The organism is Azobacteroides sp. (SeqCode) (assembly GCF_055395615.1).
Map to the genome: position 1 here is coordinate 587,257 of NZ_AP014701.1, position 19,618 is coordinate 606,874.

15 protein-coding genes and 2 tRNA genes are annotated in these 19,618 nt (G+C 30.6%); 12 read left to right on the top strand and 5 right to left on the bottom strand.

The window, feature by feature from the left end; all coding sequences use genetic code 11:
• The first annotated feature begins 101 nt into the window (after window positions 1–101).
• The 7 genes from ACZ5QM_RS02420 to yidC all read left to right on the top strand — a co-directional run bounded on the left by ACZ5QM_RS02420 (window position 102) and on the right by yidC (window position 8,272).
• Window positions 102–1,313 carry a saccharopine dehydrogenase family protein gene (locus tag ACZ5QM_RS02420; protein WP_464182413.1) on the top strand — a complete coding sequence of 404 codons (1,212 nt, stop codon included), beginning with the start codon at window positions 102–104 and terminating at the stop codon, window positions 1,311–1,313.
• 181 nt (window positions 1,314–1,494) lie between these two features.
• The gene (locus tag ACZ5QM_RS02425) at window positions 1,495–2,436 is read left to right on the top strand and encodes a malate dehydrogenase (RefSeq protein ID WP_464182414.1); all 942 of its coding nucleotides are present in this window, start codon (window positions 1,495–1,497) and stop codon (window positions 2,434–2,436) included.
• Between the two features lie 35 nt (window positions 2,437–2,471).
• The gene (locus ACZ5QM_RS02430; RefSeq protein WP_464182415.1) at window positions 2,472–2,801 is read left to right on the top strand and encodes a DUF3276 family protein; all 330 of its coding nucleotides are present in this window, start codon (window positions 2,472–2,474) and stop codon (window positions 2,799–2,801) included.
• A 680-nt stretch (window positions 2,802–3,481) separates the two neighbouring features.
• On the top strand, window positions 3,482–4,036 hold the full coding sequence (locus tag ACZ5QM_RS02435; protein WP_464182416.1) for an NADH peroxidase: 555 nt from the start codon (window positions 3,482–3,484) through the stop codon (window positions 4,034–4,036).
• Between the two features lie 75 nt (window positions 4,037–4,111).
• The gene (locus tag ACZ5QM_RS02440) at window positions 4,112–4,666 is read left to right on the top strand and encodes a glycoside hydrolase family 73 protein (protein ID WP_464182417.1); all 555 of its coding nucleotides are present in this window, start codon (window positions 4,112–4,114) and stop codon (window positions 4,664–4,666) included.
• A 142-nt stretch (window positions 4,667–4,808) separates the two neighbouring features.
• Entirely contained in the window at window positions 4,809–6,416 is a 1,608-nt protein-coding gene (locus ACZ5QM_RS02445) for a CTP synthase (RefSeq protein ID WP_464182418.1), read from the top strand.
• 20 nt (window positions 6,417–6,436) lie between these two features.
• The gene (gene yidC / locus ACZ5QM_RS02450) at window positions 6,437–8,272 is read left to right on the top strand and encodes a membrane protein insertase YidC (protein WP_464182419.1); all 1,836 of its coding nucleotides are present in this window, start codon (window positions 6,437–6,439) and stop codon (window positions 8,270–8,272) included.
• Between the two features lie 58 nt (window positions 8,273–8,330).
• Here yidC and ilvD read toward each other — a convergent pair whose 3' ends face one another.
• The 3 genes from ilvD to ACZ5QM_RS02465 form a co-directional block, all read right to left on the bottom strand.
• Window positions 8,331–10,160: a dihydroxy-acid dehydratase gene (ilvD, locus tag ACZ5QM_RS02455; RefSeq protein ID WP_464182421.1), complete on the bottom strand. Its 1,830-nt coding sequence runs from the start codon at window positions 10,158–10,160 to the stop codon at window positions 8,331–8,333.
• Between the two features lie 189 nt (window positions 10,161–10,349).
• Window positions 10,350–10,880, bottom strand: coding sequence for an RNA methyltransferase (locus ACZ5QM_RS02460; protein ID WP_464182422.1), 531 nt, complete (start codon window positions 10,878–10,880; stop codon window positions 10,350–10,352).
• A gap of 3 nt (window positions 10,881–10,883) precedes the next feature.
• Window positions 10,884–11,306: a SufE family protein gene (locus tag ACZ5QM_RS02465; protein WP_464202993.1), complete on the bottom strand. Its 423-nt coding sequence runs from the start codon at window positions 11,304–11,306 to the stop codon at window positions 10,884–10,886.
• A 108-nt stretch (window positions 11,307–11,414) separates the two neighbouring features.
• On the opposite strand from ACZ5QM_RS02465, the gene ACZ5QM_RS02470 reads away from it, so the two are divergent.
• Window positions 11,415–11,498 (top strand) — tRNA-Leu (locus ACZ5QM_RS02470).
• Window positions 11,499–11,773: 275 nt separating this feature from the next.
• On the opposite strand, the gene ACZ5QM_RS02475 is transcribed toward ACZ5QM_RS02470, so the two are convergent.
• Window positions 11,774–13,435 (bottom strand): putative transporter, encoded by a 1,662-nt coding sequence (locus tag ACZ5QM_RS02475; protein WP_464182426.1) that lies wholly within the window; start codon window positions 13,433–13,435, stop codon window positions 11,774–11,776.
• An 842-nt stretch (window positions 13,436–14,277) separates the two neighbouring features.
• Here ACZ5QM_RS02475 and ACZ5QM_RS02480 point away from each other — a divergent pair.
• The 3 genes from ACZ5QM_RS02480 to ACZ5QM_RS02490 all read left to right on the top strand — a co-directional run bounded on the left by ACZ5QM_RS02480 (window position 14,278) and on the right by ACZ5QM_RS02490 (window position 18,118).
• Window positions 14,278–14,350: transfer RNA gene (locus ACZ5QM_RS02480), tRNA-Phe, on the top strand.
• A gap of 1,354 nt (window positions 14,351–15,704) precedes the next feature.
• A complete protein-coding gene (gene rnr, locus ACZ5QM_RS02485; protein ID WP_464182428.1) occupies window positions 15,705–17,480 on the top strand; it encodes a ribonuclease R in 1,776 nt (591 codons plus the stop codon).
• Window positions 17,480–18,118, top strand: coding sequence for a DedA family protein (locus ACZ5QM_RS02490; RefSeq protein ID WP_464182429.1), 639 nt, complete (start codon window positions 17,480–17,482; stop codon window positions 18,116–18,118). The genes rnr and ACZ5QM_RS02490 overlap by 1 nt, the downstream gene beginning before the upstream one ends.
• A 9-nt stretch (window positions 18,119–18,127) precedes the next feature.
• Here ACZ5QM_RS02490 and ACZ5QM_RS02495 read toward each other — a convergent pair whose 3' ends face one another.
• Window positions 18,128–18,943 (bottom strand): SDR family oxidoreductase, encoded by an 816-nt coding sequence (locus ACZ5QM_RS02495; protein ID WP_464182430.1) that lies wholly within the window; start codon window positions 18,941–18,943, stop codon window positions 18,128–18,130.
• Between the two features lie 151 nt (window positions 18,944–19,094).
• Between ACZ5QM_RS02495 and ACZ5QM_RS02500 the strand changes: the two genes are divergently transcribed.
• Entirely contained in the window at window positions 19,095–19,607 is a 513-nt protein-coding gene (locus ACZ5QM_RS02500) for a shikimate kinase (protein ID WP_464182433.1), read from the top strand.
• Window positions 19,608–19,618: the final 11 nt, after the last annotated feature.

Sequence of the window (19,618 nt, forward strand, 5' to 3'; positions counted from 1 at the left end):
TTTTTTAAAAAAAATATTATGTGTGTGCCAAATATAAAAAATGTAAATATAAAAAATCTTTATATTTGTGCGAATTAGTTGTTGATTTTAGGTAGCACGTTATGTCTAATATACTTATCATTGGAGCAGGAGGAGTAGGAACTGTTATCGCACACAAGATAACTCAAAATCGTGATTTTTTTAAAAAAGTGATGCTTGCTAGCCGTACTTTTTCAAAAGTTAAAATTATTAGTGATACTATTAGTGCAAAATATAAAAATTATAAAATACAAACATCTCAGATAGATGCTGATAATGTTTCTGAATTAGTAACTCTTTTTAAAAAATTTCAGCCAGAATTGGTGATTAATGCAGCTCTTCCTTATCAAGATTTGACTATTATGGATGCTTGCCTCGCTTGTGGAGTGAATTATTTAGATACTGCTAATTATGAACCGAAAAACGAAGTTAAATTTGAATACAAATGGCAATGGGCTTATCAAGATAAATTTAAACAAGCTGGATTGACTGCCATATTAGGTTGTGGGTTTGACCCTGGGGCAACGAATGTATTTACGGCCTATGCAGCTAAACATCATTTTGATGAAGTCCATTACTTGGATATTGTTGATTGTAATGCTGGAACTCATGGGAAAGCGTTTGCTACAAATTTTAATTTCGAAATCAATGTACGTGAAATTACTCAAAAAGGGAAGTATTGGGAAAATGGGAAATGGATTGTTACTGAACCATATAAGATTCATAGAATGTTAAACTACCCAAGTATAGGACAAAGAGAATCTTATATTATTTATCATGAAGAATTGGAATCATTAGTAAAACATTTTCCAACTCTTAAGAGGGCTCGTTTTTGGATGAATTTTGAAAAAAAATATCTCACCTATTTGGAAGTCATTCAAAATATAGGGATGACGCGTATAAAACCAATTCTATACAATGGTCTAGAGATTGTTCCTATCCAATTTTTGAAAGCTATATTACCTGATCCTAGTCTATTAGGAAAAAATTATAAAGGTGAAACAAGTATTGGTTGCCGAATACAAGGATTGGATAAAAAGGGGAAAGAACAAGTTTATTATGTTTATAATAATTGTTTACACCAAAATGCATATAAGGAAACGGGGATGCAAGCTATAAGTTATACCACCGGTGTTTCAGCATTTATTGGAGCTAGTTTATTTATAAAAAATATTTGGCGAAAGCCAGGTGTATTTAATGTAGAGGAATTTGATCCAGATCCATTTATGGAACAGCTTCCTAAACAAGGACTCATTTGGGATGAAACATTTAATGATGATCTTGGGTTTAGTTAGATATATTAGATATAATAATTAAATATTGTATATTTATACTGCTGATCATTCAATTAATATTCATAAAATTTTTTGAAAGAAGATTTTATTTTCGTACTTTGTATCCGTAAAGGTTGAAAATTTTACTTTATTAAATACATATTTGTGTGGAAGATTTGACAGATTTCAGTTTTATTAATTTATGGCAAAAGTAACTGTAGTTGGTTCGGGGAACGTAGGTGCTACGTGTGCAAATGTACTTGTATCTAATAAAATTGCTTCTGAGGTAGTTATGCTTGATACAAAAGAAGGCGTAGCTGAAGGCAAAGCGATTGATATTTCACAAACAGCACAAACATTAGGGTTCGAAACTAATGTAGTAGGTACAACAAACGATTATGAAATGACAGCAGAGTCAAATGTTATCATTATTACTTCAGGTTTGCCTCGTAAGCCTGGTATGACTCGTGAAGAATTGATAGGTACAAATGCGAATATTGTAAAAAGTGTTGTTTCTCAATGTTTAGTTTATTCTCCAAATGCTGTGTTTGTCATTATTTCTAACCCAATGGATACGATGACTTATCTTACTTTGAAATCTACTGGCCTTCCAAAAAATAGAGTGATAGGTATGGGAGGAGTTTTAGATAGTTCTCGTTTTAAATATTATTTGAAAGTTGCTTTAAAAGTTAATCCATCTCAAATAGAGGGAATGGTTATTGGGGGACATGGGGACACAACAATGATACCTTTGAAGCGTTTAGCAACTTATAATGGAATTCCAGTTACTAAATTATTGCCTGTTGATATTTTGAATAAAGTAGTTATAGATACAATGGTTGGAGGTGCTACGTTGACTGGCTTATTAGGAACTTCAGCTTGGTATGCTCCGGGAGCTGCTGGGGCATATGTAGTAGAATCTATAATAAAGGATTATAAGAGAATAATTCCTTCGTGTGTTTATTTAGAGGGAGAATATGAACAAAGAGATATTTGTATTGGTGTTCCTGCCGTGATTGGTCGTATTGGCATCGAAGAAATAACAAATATTGAACTGAATGTAGAAGAGAAAATCTTATTTGAAAAGAGTTCAGAAGCTATTCGGAGAACAAATAGTATATTGAAAAAAATAAAGGTGCTGTAATGCCAATTTATTCATACAAATTATAGGAATAAGTGATGCAAAGTAATATTTCTGATAAAGGGAGGAAAAATGAAATACGTATGGAAAATGTTGTTTTTTCCAGAGTAATCCCTGCTGGCAAACGAATTTATTATTTAGATGTGAGACAAACTCGTAGAGGGAATATGTTTCTTACGTTGACAGAAAGCAAAAAAATTATAGAAAATACTGAAGCCAATATTTTTCATTTTGAAAAGCAAAAATTGTTTCTATATCAGGAAGATTTCAATAAATTTATGGAAGGTCTTGATGAGACGATTTCTTTTATTAGAAAAAAAGAACGTGAGAGATATATGTCCTCCTCTTCTAACTGTGAAATAAAATGAGAGTCTGCATTTATTTATATGTAAGGATTTTAATGAATAAAAATGGTTAGTTTTGGAACTAAAAAGTGGAGGAAAAATTTAGCATGAGATTATGAGTTACTTGCGTTATTTCAACGCAAGTGCTATTTGTTTTATATTATATATATAAATAATGAGAATGTTACTATAAGTACATTTTTGGGTTTTGGTACGTACTTGATAAGTTTCAGTATTTATGGTAATCATAGTTCTATTATTTTTTCTATAAAATAGGAAATTTTGATAATAGGGATGTGAGTATATTAAAGAGTAGAGATGTAAAAAGAAAATAAAGCTAGTAAGAACTGATTGTAGAATTATTAATTAGGATATCTGCTATCCCTCCTATTTTTAGTTCTATGTTAAGCATAAATGAAAAAATATGTATGTAGTTTAATTTGTTGAACTGACTTGTTCTTAGTCATTTAATAAAAAAGAGCACTTGTATTGAAAGGGTCATTTTATTATTGGTTTTAACTATTAAATTTTGGTAAAATTAGTTACCTCACGAGCGTTTGAGTTAAGGCTACTATATCATATAGTAGCTTTTTATAAAAAGCTATAAAAAAAATAAGATCTTGTTTTGTAAAAATATTATTTATATTTGTCTTGTAATGGGGGTTAGTTAATTAACATGTAGTAACAGCTAAATTTCAAATAAGATGAAAACAAAATGGATCTGTGTGGTTTGTGGTTATGTTCATGAGGGAGAAGAGGCTCCAGATTTTTGCCCACAGTGTAGACAGCCTCAAAGTAAGTTTAAGAAGAAGATGGAAGAGACTCAAAGAGTACTTCAGTTTGCAGATGAACATCGTTTAGCTATTGCCAACGGTGTAAACAGTGAAATTTCGAATGGATTGAAAGCTCATTTTACAGGAGAATGTACTGAAGTAGGTATGTATTTAGCAATGAGTCGACAAGCTGACCGTGAAGGTTTCCCAGAAATTGCAGAGGCATACAAACGTATTGCTTGGGAAGAAGCTGAACATGCTGCAAAGTTTGCGGAATTGCTAGGAGAGGTAGTTTGGGATACAAAAACTAATCTAAAAAAACGAATGGAAGCTGAAGTTGGTGCGTGTACAGACAAAAAACGTATTGCTACTTTAGCTAAACAACATGATGCGGACGCTATTCATGATACTGTCCATGAAATGGCAAGAGATGAAGCTCGTCATGGACAAGTATTTGAGGGTTTATATCATCGTTTTTTTTGTTAAAAACTGGAGTGAAATTTATTAGAAAGTCTGAGATAATTTCTCAGACTTTCTAATAGTTATAATCATGTACATTATATGAGAGGGTGTTGTTGCGTACTGGGAGTATTTTTGTTCTTTTTACTATTCTTTGATTCATCATTATCCCAAGAATATAATCAAGATTATATAGATTATATAGATGCTTATCATACTATAGCGGTTAAACTAATGCACAAATGTAAAATTCCGGCAAGTATTGTTCTAGCTCAAGGATTATTGGAAAGTGGAGCTGGAAAAAGTCAATTGGTTAAAGAAACCAACAATCACTTTGGAATTAAATGCAACTTAGATTGGATGGGAGAGTATTATTATTATTCAGACGATGAACCGAATGAATGTTTTAGAAAATATAAAACAACTGAAGATTCATTTGAAGATTATTCGTCTTTTTTACATAGAGAACGTTATTCTTCGTTGTTTATGATATCTATAAAAGACTATGATAGCTGGGCAAAAGGATTAAAGAAATGTGGTTATGCTACAGATAAGCTTTATGCTACAAAATTGATAAAACTGATAGAAGATTATAAACTTTACCAATTTGACGAAGATGAAAAAGATACAGAAACAGATTATAATGCAAATAAATAAATCTTTTAATTATTTATCCCTAGAAGGGAATACTTTTTTGTTTTTATAGTAGTATATAGAAAATTACTCTAAACAGAGTAAAAATGCAGTAGATTGCTGTTTTTGTAATAAAAACTTGTGAAGTTAAAGATAATTGTATGTTATGTTAGATACAAAGTATATTTTTATTACAGGGGGTGTAGTTTCGTCCTTAGGTAAAGGAATTATTGCGGCATCAATAGGCAAGCTTTTACAAGGAAGAGGATACAAAGTTACGATACAAAAATTTGATCCGTATATTAATATTGACCCTGGAACACTTAATCCTTATGAACACGGTGAATGTTACGTAACCAGCGATGGTTGTGAGACAGATTTAGATTTAGGACATTACGAACGTTTTTTAAATATACCAACAAGCAAAGCAAATAATGTTACTGCAGGTCGTATTTATCAAAATGTAATAAATAAAGAAAGGAAAGGCGATTTTTTAGGTAAAACTGTTCAAGTTGTTCCACACATTACGGATGAAATAAAGCGTAATGTTTTGATATTAGGGGAAACAGGAGAATATGATTTCCTGATTACAGAAATTGGGGGAACAGTAGGAGATATTGAATCTCTACCATTTATAGAGAGTGTTCGTCAATTAATATGGAAATTAGGGAAGAATTGTTTATGTATTCATTTGACTTATGTACCCTACATCGCCGCATCTAAAGAATTAAAAACAAAACCAACTCAACATTCTGTCAAATTACTTCAAGAACAGGGGATTCAACCAAATATCTTGGTACTTCGTACTGAAAAAAGATTAGATAAGAATATTTGTCGTAAAGTGGCCTTGTTTTGTAATGTAGATGAAAATGCCGTTATTCAGTCATATGATGTTAATAGTATTTACGAAGTTCCAGTTATTTTAGTAAAACAAGGATTGGATAAAATTATTCTTCAAAAAATGGAAATGTTAGATGAAGGGGAATCAGATTTAGCACTTTGGATGAATTTCATTGAAAATATGAAATCGGTAGAGAAAACCGTAACAATAGGAGTCGTAGGAAAATATGTTGAACTACCTGATGCTTACAAATCTATCAATGAGTCTTTATTTCAAGCAGCTACTTATAATGAGCACAAATTAGATTTGCATCTTATCAGCTCTGAAAAAATTAATGATAGTAATGTAAGTGAACAATTATCAGATACGGATGGTATAGTAGTTGCTCCTGGGTTTGGCCAACGTGGAATTGAAGGAAAACTTGTTGCATTAAAATTTGCACGGGAGAATAATAAACCTACCTTTGGAATTTGTTTAGGGATGCAATGTATGATTATTGAGTTTGCACGGAATGTATTGAAACTGACTGATGCTAATTCTACTGAAATGAGTAAAACAACTTCTAACAAAGTAATAGATTTGATGTCAGAACAAAAGAAAGTAACAATTATGGGCGGTTCTATGCGATTAGGCTCTTACGAATGTAGATTAAAGAGAGGTTCAAAGGTTATAGAAGCTTACAAAGTTGAGCAAGTAAGAGAACGTCATCGTCATCGCTATGAATTTAATAATGTGTATAAAGAAATATTTGAAAAAAACGGGATGAAGTGTACTGGCATTAATCCTATTACTAATTTAGTAGAAATAATAGAAATTCCTTACTTAAAATGGTATATAGGAACACAATTCCATCCGGAGTATAACAGTACAGTAATAAATCCAAATCCTCTATTTATGAGTTTTATAAAGGCTTCTATCTCTTCAATTACTTAAAAAAAACTGTACAAGTATTTATGAATAAAAATACTGCTATTGGATTTGTACTTATTTTTTTTGTACTCTTTGGATTTTCTTATTTGAACTCTCCAACTCAAAAACAGTTTGAAGCGCAAAAAAAACATCAAAATTCTATTGTAACAAAGCAGTTATTTGGTAGTAAAAAAGAAGAATTTGTTCCTGTAAATCAAACTCAATTAAATGATCTTTACGGGAGTTTTGGTATCTCAGCACAGGGAAAAGAAATATTTTTAACGATGCAAAATGCATTAATGGAAGTCAAGTTAAGTACTAAAGGTGGCCGTATTTGTTCAGTTCGGCTAAAAAAATACGCCAATTATAAAGGTGAACCACTGTATTTGTTTGATGGCAATGAATCTGCATTTAATATTGGTTTCATTTCTGTAAATAACAGAGTACTCAATTCGGAGGATTTTTATTTTAAGATAGTTTCTAGTTCAGAGTTACAAACTATTCTACGATTAAATGCGGGAAAAAATAAATACATGGATTTTGTTTATACTATTCATCCTGATGATTACATGGTAGATTTTAAGCTTTTATCTAATAATTTACAGACAGAACTTTCTCCATACATGCGCACATTAAATATTCAATGGATGCAAAAGATAAGACAGCAAGAAAAAGGTCGAAAATTTGAGGAACGTTATGCTAGATTAGTTTATAAATTTTTAGCTGGTGATGTAGAACAATTACGAGAAACTAAAGATGATTTTAAGAATGTTCCTAATAGATTGAAGTGGATAGGATATAAAGATCAGTTTTTTTCCTCTGTATTTATCAGCAATTTTGAGTCGGCAAAATTGGATTCGAAATCTCTGATAGATGATATATATATAAAAGAATATAACACTTTGACAAGTGTTCCATACAATATAAAACCAATAAAGTTTAACTTTTATTTTGGTCCAAATGATTATTTCTTGTTAAGAAATTACGATAAAACAAAATTGGAAGGACAAAATCTTGAATTAGAAAAACTTGTTCCATTGGGATGGAGTCTTTTTCGTACAATTAATAAATGCCTTATTATTCCAATATTTAATTGGTTAACAAACGAAAAAAATATAAAAATAGGATTGGCAATCCTATTTTTAACATTAGTTATTAAAATTTTTCTCTTCCCATTAACTTATAAATCTTTTATTTCTTCAGCAAAGATGCGTGTGCTCAGACCACAAATAGAGGCTATTAATGTTAAATATCCAGGGAAAGAAAGAATTTTGAACCGACAACAAAAAACAATGGAACTGTACCGTCAAGTAGGTGTTAATCCAATGGCAGGTTGCTTACCAACGTTATTACAAATGCCTTTTCTAATTGCTTTATTTATGTTTTTCCCTTCGGCTATTTGTTTAAGAAATCAAGGTTTTTTATGGACAAAAGACTTATCTACCTATGATTCACTAATTTATTGGAATGTTGATATCCCTTTTTTTTCAAAAATTTTAGACAATCATATTAGTTTATTTTGTTTGTTAATGTCGTTAGCTACAATTCTAAATACAAGATGTACGATGGATCAACAAAATACTGGGCAAGAACAACTTCCAAGTATGAAACTGATGATGTATTTTACGCCGATTGTAATGTTTTTCTTTCTTAATTCATATCCTGCTGGGTTAAATTATTATTATTTAGTTTCTACGTCAATAACTATTGTACAAACAATCATTTTTCGTTTATTTGTTAATGAGAACAAACTACTTGCTAGATTGGAAGCTAATAAAAAGAAAGCAAAATCCGTTATGAAAAAATCTGGGTTTATGGCTCGTTTGGAAGAAATTCAAAGGAAACGATACGAATTATTGAAACAACAGAGAAAAAAGTGATTTTTTAGTATCTATGGATTTTAAAATTCTTCTATTTGGATTAGATGGAGTTTAATATTCAGACAATTCGTATAGCTCCTTTATCTGCCGAACTAACCATTGAAGCATATGCTCTCAATGCGGTAGAAATTATTCTTTTCCTATTTAGAGGTGTAAATGCTGCGTTTCCGCGTTGTAATTCTTTTTTTCTCCTTTTTTCAAATTCTTCTTCTGATACCAATGCATTAATTGTCCTTTCGGGAATATTGATAGCTATTATATCGTTGTTTCTAACCAATCCAATATTCCCTCCAGCAGCAGCTTCTGGTGATATATGACCAATAGATAACCCTGACGTCCCTCCTGAAAAACGACCGTCTGTAACTAAGGCACATTTTTCACCTAAATGACGAGATTTAATATAAGAAGTAGGATAAAGCATTTCCTGCATTCCAGGGCCTCCTTTAGGACCTTCATAAATAATTACTACGACATCACCGCTAACAACATTTCCTCTTAAAATTCCTTTACAAGCAGATTCTTGAGAATAAAACACTTTAGCTGGTCCTGAAAATCGAAAGATATTTTCGTCTACACCGGCAGTTTTTATTACGCATCCATCTATAGCAATATTACCTTTCAACACAGCTAATCCTCCATCGTTACTATAAGCATGTTTTATATTGCGAATGCATCCATTCATTCGATCGGTATCCAGTGTATCATAGTCATTTTTTTGAGAAGCCATAACAAAATTGAATCTGTTCCCTGGAGCAGATTTGCATTTATTCAATGACTCCTCTGTAACACTTATGCTACAAATATCAAATTGGCGAATGGCTTCTTCTACAGTTAAACCATCGATTCGTTTCGCAGAAGCATCTATCAATTTTTTTTTGTGCAATTCTGCCATGATACTGATAATACCACCTGCACGATTTACATCTTGAATATAATATTTTTCAGTATTGGGAGTAACTTTGCAAAGGCAAGGAGTTTTACGAGAAAGAGCATCGATGTCTTGCAGTGTAAAATCCACTTTTGCTTCGTGAGCTATAGCTAAAAGATGCAAAATTGTATTGGTAGAACCACCCATAGCGATATCTAAGGTCATAGCATTTAAGAAAGATTCACGAGTAGCAATGTTCAAAGGAAGAACATTTTCATTTCCTTCTTTGTAATATTTATATGTATTTTTAATTATTAAATTAGCTGCATCTGTAAAAAGTTGTTTTCTACGAATATGGGTAGCAACGATAGTTCCATTTCCAGGTAATGCTAAACCAATTGCCTCATTCAGACAATTCATAGAATTGGCGGTAAACATTCCAGAACACGAACCGCATGTAGGGCAAGCATTTAATTCCACTTGATTAACTTGTTCATCACTTAAGGAAGTGTCAGCACTTTGAACCATAGCTTTAATTAAATCTAATTTATTCCCATTTAGGTATCCAGCTTCCATTGGACCTCCGGATACAAAAACAGTTGGGATGTTTAGTCGCATGGATGCCATTAGCATACCAGGTGTAATTTTGTCGCAATTACTAATACAAACCATAGCATCAGCTTTGTGTGCTTGTATCATATACTCCACACTATCAGCGATTAAATCGCGTGAAGGCAAAGAATACAGCATTCCGTCATGTCCCATTGCAATACCGTCATCGATAGCAATAGTATTGAATTCAGCTGCAAAAAAGCCTTGTTTCTCTATCTCCGATTTAACAAATTGACCTATTTCGTGTAAGTGTGCGTGTCCAGGTACGAATTGTGTAAAGGAATTAACGATAGCAATGATAGGCTTGTTCAATTGTTCAGTTTTCATTCCATTAGCTTTCCATAAAGCACGCGCCCCAGCCATTTTGCGTCCATGAGTACTCTCATGGCTGCGCAATTGTATTTTCATACTTTCAATTTAATTAATGCAAAGTTAACTTTTTATTTATTTTAATTGTATTGAGTGTCATATATTTTTTTTCATAAAAATGAAGAATTCTTTTTATAAAAGAAAATTATATGAACGTAATATAATACTGAAAATGATGAATAAATATATATACTGTTCTTAGTATTTTAGAAGTAAAATTCAATATTATTATTGTAAAATTTGTGTTTTTACGATTTCCCATATTACAATTCCTGCTGTTATTGATATATTGAGTGAGTGCTTTGTTCCGAATTGAGGTATTTCAATACATGTATCGCATAGATTCATTACTTCTGAATCTATGCCATGAACTTCATTACCAAATATGATGGCCTGTTTTGCATATTTTGGTTGAAACTTATCAAGCATAATACTTTCTTTTGCTTGTTCTACAGTTATTATTTGATAACCTTTTCCTCGAAGTTCTTCTATAGCTTTCAAAGTAACAGAAAAATATTTCCAATTGACCGAATCTTCTGAACCTAGTGCTGTTTTGTGGATTCTAATATTAGGAGGAGTTGCAGTAATTCCACACAGATAAATAGCTTTTACAAGAAAAGCATCACATGTACGAAATACAGAACCTATATTATTGAGGCTACGTACATTATCTAGAACTACAACCAAAGGAATTTTTTTAGCTTTTTTAAAATCCTCTTTACTAATACGATTGAGTTCAGTAATTTTTAATTTTTTCATTGTTTAATATATATTCTTAAAAGCTAAAGCATAAAGTTTCATTTGTTTTAACATAGCAATTAATCCATTAGAGCGGATAGGAGTAAGATGAGCTTTCAATCCGATAACATCTATAAAATATAAATCAGCCTCAAGAATTTCCTCTGGACTGTGATGGGAAAGTATCCTAATTAATAAAAAAATAATACCTCTAACAATGAGAGAATCACTCTCTGCTTGATAAATTATTTTTTCATCAGAAAAAGTTGCGTGTACCCATACACGACTTTGGCAACCAGCTATTAGATTATTAGTTGTTTTATACTGTTCTGGTAAAGAAGGTAGATAGTTTCCCATCTTAATGAGAAACTTATACTTACTTTCCCATTCTTCAAAAAAAGAAAACTCCTTAATTATTTCGTCTTGTATTTTATCTATGGATTTCATCTAACTTGTACCGAATTTGTAATTTCATTACAAAAGTAAATAAATAAAGAATTGCTTGTTGTAAACAAGAAAAGTTATTTCTAATTTTACTGTCAGCCTTAGTAGTAAGCCCAGATGGCGAAATTGGTAGACGCGCTGGTCTCAAAAACCAGTGGACTTGCTTCCATACCGGTTCGATCCCGGTTCTGGGTACTATGGTTGTTTCCTATCTTTGAAATTTTAAGAAATACTTGTTGCAAAATAAATAAAAAAATGGAAGAATTAAACACTATATAAATTTTCAGAATCGTCTTATTCCTTTTACAAGGAAAACTATGATATAAAATCGAATTAAAATAAAAAGACTGATGGAATCTTCTCGGTAATACTGCGAAAAATAGTGAGTATAAAAAATTTAAAAAAATATTTTTTCGCTTATTAGGTTGTAATTGTATCCAATTCTCCTGTTTATTCTAAAAAGAGAGCGTTTACAACGTTATCAATACAAAAATTTGTACCAATAGCACTCTCAAAAACATGGTTAATGGATATACGGTAGCATAAGCGGTTGCTTGTGCTTGAGTAGGTGCAATGCTATTTGCAAATTCTAACGCTGGAGAATCAGTCATAGAACCTGCTATTAACCCACATATTATTAAATAATTTATTTTCATTAGTCTTGCAATAATACCTACTATCAATATAGGTACAAGAGTTATGGTAATACCATATAATATCCATAGCCATCCTCCATTTTGAATGGTTTCCACAAATTTTTCACCTGACAGCAATCCAATACAGGAAAGGAAAAGAATAATACCTAGTTCACGCATAAAGAGACTGGCTCCAGGTGTCATATAAAAACTCAATTTGCCTACTCGTCCTCTGTTTCCCAATAAAATGGCTATCAATAATTGACCTCCAGCAAGTCCAAGTTTGGCAGGAGAGGAAAGACCTGGAATAAAAATTGGTATACTTCCTAGTATAATTCCTGCGAAGATTCCGAGAAAAACTGAAATGATATTAGGTTTTGCCAATTCATCTATGGAATTGCCTAATTCTTTTTTTACATCATTCAGAACTTCTTTTTCCCCAACTATCCTAACAGTATCTCCTATTTCTAGTGTTGTTTGCATAGTCGGTAAAATTTTCATATTTGATCGGAATATGCGAGTTATATTAGCTGGGTAACGACGGTATATCCCTACTTGTTCAATTGTTTTTCCTGCCAATTTTTGATTGGTTAATAGAATATTCATCATTCCTAAAGTGCCTGAAATATCCTTTTTGTTTTTTGCCAGTTCTACTCTTCCAATTTTGAATTTCAAATTTTCTATCTTGTCTTGAGCTGAAACACCACAAAGAATATCTCCTTGTTGAATGATTTCTTTATCGGTAGCGATTACAGATTTTTCATTGCGTATGATACGAGATACAGCTAATTCTTTATCTAATATTCGTTTAATATAATCAATGTGTTTACCAAATAAATTAGAATTAATCACCTTAATTTCAACACTTTGCAGTTTAGTTTCACTACTACCCAATGAATCAGTATAGTTTTTAATTTCCTTATTGATGTTTATTCTAAATATAAGTCGTATTAATAGCATAGTGACAATAATTCCTAAAATTCCTAACGGATAAGCAATAGTATAGGCCATACTTGTTTCGGAAACAGTACGAGACCCAAGTCCTTGTTCTGTAAATACTTGTTGGGCAGCACCAAGGCTAGGTGTACTAGTTATTGCTCCACAAAGAAGTCCAACTATAGTGGTCGGAGATATTTTCGTAATGAAGTAAATTAGTCCGGCCATGCCAAATCCTCCCATTACAATACCCACTGCTAGTAGATTTAACAATAAGCCATTTTTTTTAAATGAAAAAAAAAAGCGTGGTCCCATACATAGCCCAACACTATAAATAAAGAATATGAATCCGAAATCACGAACAAAATGTAGAGTATGCTCATCAATCATTGCTCCGAAATGGGAAACAAATATGCCTGCGAATAATACACCCGCGACTCCTAATTTAATACCTTTCACTTCAATTTTTCCTATTATCATCCCTATAAAAGCAGTTAAGCACAAGTAAAACATTGATAATGCAATACTTTGCTTAGAAAAAAAATCTTGTATGTAGGTCATGGTGCTATTATTGTTATAATGGTATATTTCTACTAAATAATTTATATTTTTGTTTTTATATTGGTATTAGTTAGAGTTATGCTTGACTATTTGATGCTGCATTTAAGGCATTACAGTAAGTCTATTAAAAATTTGAGTTTACTACGTATTGCTCTGTCTCTAATTTAGTATGCAGTATGTTCTTTTACTGATATTAATTAAGCCCAGATAGAATGTCAATGATAACATTTTTCTATAATATTTTTGATAAAAAAGTTTTTATTTTTCTATCTCGCTTCATCTTAAATGATGAACAGTTCCATAATTTTCATTCTTAACCCAAACTTTGATAAGCAAAAATAAACTTGACAAAACCTAAAATCTACTTTGTTTTCTATCCAAAAAATCTAAATGTCAACATTGAATGTATTGATTCAAGAATCAATACATTCCGTACTCCTTCCCATCAAAATTTAACAGTGAGAAGGAATATGCTTTCTTTACAAAAGTCGTACAAAAACCTGTAATTATGGGAATAATTACTAATCCAGAATCCTAATTTAACCTCTTGTCACTTAATAAATCAGTAAGAAAGAGCCAAATATTTGATTATAAAGGTATGGAAAATAGTTGTTTAGTAATCAGTATAATTGGATTAATTTATCAATAAGTATTTATACTTATATGTCAGATGTTTTCTATATAATATTATACGGGACAGAAGATATTTTGTCTTGAGTAAATTTGTATTTATCTTCATTTTATAATTTTTTTTGTAATTAATTTAATATTAGTTGTTTGTATATACTATCAAAATTGAATATACTGCAAAGAATACCTTACCTTTGTAAGGTATCAGGTAAGGTGCCATAGCTCAGTTGGTAGAGCAACGGACTGAAAATCCGTGTGTCCCTAGTTCGATTCTTGGTGGCACCACTTTTTTGAATATTCAATTTTAATAAAAATTATGAAAGAGGTCAGAGCTATTGGAAGTTGAGTTTTTCAAAAAAATATTGGAAAGTATTGATAATTATTGTTAGAGAAATTCGAGATTGAATTGCTAGGAAATGTATAGAATAAGAGAAATTTTCAGATGGAAATTTTAGAAATTGATGAAAAAACTTACTTAAATATAAGAAATATTTGTTTTAGATTATAAATAAAAAGTATAAAGTATAATTAAATATTACTGTTTAAAATGGCAACTGTAACATAGATGAGAGAGTAATTATATCAAAACGAAGTAGTTTCCGGAAACTAGTCTAGTTATAGCAGGAGAAGTAAGCAGATTCCCGATTTTTCATTTGAATAATATCTAAATGGTTTGAATGTAAATAATCATCAGTATTTCGGAATATGTTGACTGTATGTGAGTTCAAAATTATAAAACACTTCTATCTGGATGCGATTGTGTCTATAACATTTAACCAAATATGGTTAGATATTAAAACAAGAGCAAAACAAAACAAAATGTAACTACGAAATAATACCATCCAGCTTAGTATATCCAAAATATTGTAAGAATTACAATCTCGATTCTATCTAAACATGGGAGTAGAAAAGTGGAGTACTATGTCTACTTTGTAATTACTTTAGAAGAGTGATGTAATTACAATTAAAAAATAATAAATGTTCTGGGAAATGTGAGTCGAAAGTTATGGAAGAAACATTAGTAATCCAGTGAAATAATGTTATAGAACATGTTTCAGATAAATGTAAAAATTACAAGAAATAGTTTTAATATAAAAATCCTTTTTAATAAATTATCATTAACATAGAATTAAAGTTAAAATTCTATGTAGTTGAAAATGAGCACTATTTAGATGGTTGAAAATTGAGAGAAAAGGAAGGAGATTGTCAATTTAACAGTCTAAAATAAAAAAAGGATATATAAATCTATCTAAGATGAACAAAACTCATGAAACGCTAAATGATGATAATGTGAGATTATTACCTAATAACGAAAGTGTATTTTTAATACAAAAGGGTAATTTCGTATTATTTTAGAAGATTTATTGAATAATAACAATTTTCATTGTTAAATGAATTTGTTTTGATTTTTAATAAACTATAATGTAAACATTTACATGTTGTTATTTTATTTGGAAGTAATTATGGAATAGTTAAAATCATACTTAATTATAAGAATTATCATCGATAATGATAAAAGTTGAACTCCTCAAGGAGGGTTGTTTTACAGAAAATAAAATAATACATTCGGTATCTAGTTACAGAATATATTTAAGATACTTCATGTATCGGATTTAAGGAAACTTATTTCACATATGGTATGGTAAAAAAAAAGGATAAAAATCAAATAAAATCTTTCAAAAGATTAAAAAAAAGAGAAATTTTTCAGAAAATACTGAATCTTTTTAAAACTTGTCCAAAGAAAGTTTTAAACTATAAGCAAATTAGTTCCAGAATTGACATAACTTCTCGGGTTAACAAGCTAGTAATTTTCCATATTTTAGGAGTACTTTGCGAGGAAAATTTTCTAATTAAAATAGATAGAGATAAGTATCAGTTAAAGAATACTAAAAACATAATAAAAACTATTCAGGATGAATACAATTTGCCACATAAATATCCTGAAGAAGCAGAAAAAGCAGCACAAAAAATTCCAAATCATATTACTTCAGCAGAGGTTAGTGGTCGTGAAGATTTTCGAGAAATACTTACTTTTACAATTGATCCACAAAACGCCAAAGATTTTGACGATGCTTTATCCATCAAAAAACTATCTAATAATCTTTACGAGATAGGAATACATATAGCAGATGTAACTCACTATATAAATCCTAACAGTAGTATTGATAAGGAAGCATTGAAAAGAGGGACTTCTGTGTATTTAGTAGATAAAGTTATCCCAATGCTTCCGGAGATATTATGCAATAAAATTTGTTCGTTACGTCCAAATGAAGATAAATTATGCTTTTCTGTTATTTTTGAAATGGATGAGAAAGCCAAAATTAATAATTATCGTATTCAGCAAACAATTATTTCTTCCAACCATCGTTTTACTTATGAAGAAGTCCAAGAAATAATAGAAAAGAATTCTGTCACTGACTATGAGGATTTCTCTTTAAACAGTGCTGTTTTTACTTTAAACTGTTTAGCAAAGATTTTGAGAGAGAAGAGATTATCAAATGGTTCGATTGATTTTACTCAAAGAGAAATCCAATTTTCTTTAGATAAAGATAATACTCCTTTATGCATTTATTTTAAAGAAATTAAAGCAGCTCACCAGTTGATAGAAGAATTTATGCTTTTAGCTAATAAAACAGTTGCTGAAATAATTGGAAAAGCTTCTAAAAAAGGAAAAATGGAACCATTTGTTTATCGAGTACACGATTCTCCGAATGTAGAAAAAATGGAACATTTTGTACAGTTTGTTCGTAATTTCGGATATGAATTGAATACTGAAGGAATAAATAATAAAATCTTTAAGAACTTTAATTGGATATATAAACAAATACAAGGGAAAAAAGAACAAAATTTGATTGAGACTATTGCTCTAAGAACAATGGAAAAAGCTATTTATACAACAGAAAATATTGGACATTACGGATTAGCATTTGAGTATTATACTCACTTTACGTCACCTATTCGTCGTTATCCTGACATGATAGTTCACCGACTATTGAAAAGATACTATTTAGATGAAAAATATTCTATTTCTAAACATTTTTTAGAAAAAATATGTAAACATTGTTCTGAACAAGAAACAATTGCTGTTCAAGTAGAAAGAGCTTCTATTAAATCTAAACAAATTGAATTTATGTCTAACAAGATAGGCAATTTATTTGACGGAGTAATATCAAATGTAACAGAATGGGGATTGTACGTAGAATTAAATGAAAACGGATGTGAAGGATTGGTTTCAATGCGTTATTTGGATGATGATTTTTACGAATTAGATGAAAAAGCTTATAGATTGATAGGTAAAAGAAAAAAACGTACTTATTCTTTAGGAGATCCTATACAAATAAAGGTGATGCATAGCAATTTAGAGAAACGCAGACTGAATTTTGCTCCTGTATCTTTTCAAAAAATAAATGCATGATGGATTTATTCAATATCAACAATTATTTGGTAGAATTGAGTACTCAATATAGCTCTTGGGTATATGTATGTCTATTTTTGATTTGTTTTTGTGAAACAGGGTTAGTAATAGTTCCTTTTCTTCCAGGTGATTCTTTGTTATTTTCAGTAGGCACATTAGCCACTAGAGAAACAAGTAAAATTAGCGTTCACAACGCTCTATTATTGATTTCTATTGCGACTATCCTGGGTGATACTTGCAATTACTCGATAGGATTTTTTTTTGGTAAAAAATTTTTCCGTAATCCTAATTCACTCATTTTTAAGCAAAGTTATCTAAAAAGTGCACACGATTTTTACAAAAAATATGGGGGAAAAACCATTCTTCTTGCTCGTTTTGTGCCAATAGTAAGAACATTTGCTCCTTTTATAGCTGGATTAGGAAAAATGAACTACACTTGTTTTTTAATCTACAATATAATGGGAGGTATTTTTTGGGTAATGTTATTCCTATATGCTGGCTATTTTTTTGGTCAATTAAATTTTATAAAAGATCACTTTAGTCTTCTAATTGTAAGTCTTATCTTTATATCATTATTACCAGGAATCATTGAGATGCTGAAACGAAGAAATAGCAATAAAAAGTCTCATATACAGTGATAATAACTTCTATATACCACTAAAAGCACTAAAACCTCCATCAACTGGGAGAATAGCTCCCGTAATAAATCCTGCTGCAGGTGAACATAAAAACTGTACAGCTCCGTTTAGTTCGTTGATATCACCAAAACGTCCCATAGGTGTCTTTGCTAGTACTTTTTCGCTTCTTTCCGTCAATGTTCCATCAGGATTAATCAATACAGAACGGTTTTGATCTCCAATAAAGAATCCAGGAGCAATAGCATTTACTCTGATACCTTCTCCAAATTTATGAGCTAATTCAGAAGCTAACCATTGAGTAAAAATATTAATTCCAGCTTTAGCAACTGAATAGCCTGGAACACGAGTTATTGCACTATAAGTTGCCATAGAAGAAATATTGATTATACTTCCCTTCTTTTGTCTAGACATTGTTTGACCGAAAACCAAACAGGGATAAACTGTTCCATTTTGATTTAATGTGGTGACTTTTTCCCAATCTTCAATTTTCATATCAAAAATTGTTTGATTAGGAGAAAGTGTAGCTCCTGGAATATTTCCACCAGCACAATTAATTAAAATATCTATTCGTCCCAATTTTTCCACGATCTTTTCAGCAGTTTCATGGAGACTTTTCATGTTCAAAACATTACAAACAAATCCAATAATTTCTCCACCGAATGATTGTAATTCGATAACTTTGTTATCCAGATTTTCCTTACGAATATCTAGCATTACGACTTTTGCCCTTACTTTTGATAAACTTTTTGCAATGCTTCCTCCTAAAATGCCTCCTGCTCCTGTAACAACAGCCACTTTTCCTTCTACACTAAAAATATTTTCCATACTCTTCCAAAATATTAAACTTTAAATGTCTCAAAGATAATTTTTAAAATTTTAATTATCACAAGTTATGTTTATTTACTATTCATTCTAGTAAATATGAATTATCATTTTTAAAAAATCTATATGTTTGTAAACATTTTTTATAAAATAAATGAAAAGGATATTTTTAATTGGGTATATGGGAGTAGGAAAAACTACTATTGGGGAAAAATTAGCAAAAAAAATAAGTTTACCTTTTGTGGATATGGATTTATTCATAGAAAATCGTTACGAAAAAAAAATAACTGATATATTTGTAGAGAAAGGAGAAAAAAAATTTCGAGACATAGAGAAAAAAATTCTTAAAGAAATTATTTATAGGTGGGATAATGTCCTTGTTTCAACTGGAGGAGGAACTCCTTGTTTTTCCAACAATATGAGATTAATGAATGTTTCAGGTATCACAATTTATTTAAGAGTTGAGACGGAATTACTGATAGAACGTTTAATTAAAATTAAATACGTTCGTCCGCTTATCAAAAATAAGAGTCCAGAAGAGATAAAATGTTTTGTTACCGATAATTTTTGGAAGCGAGAACTATTCTATAACCAAGCATCAATTGTTCTTTCTATGAGTGAATTAACAATTGATGAAGCCGTAAAAAAAATATGGCTAAAAATATAAAATCTGTATTT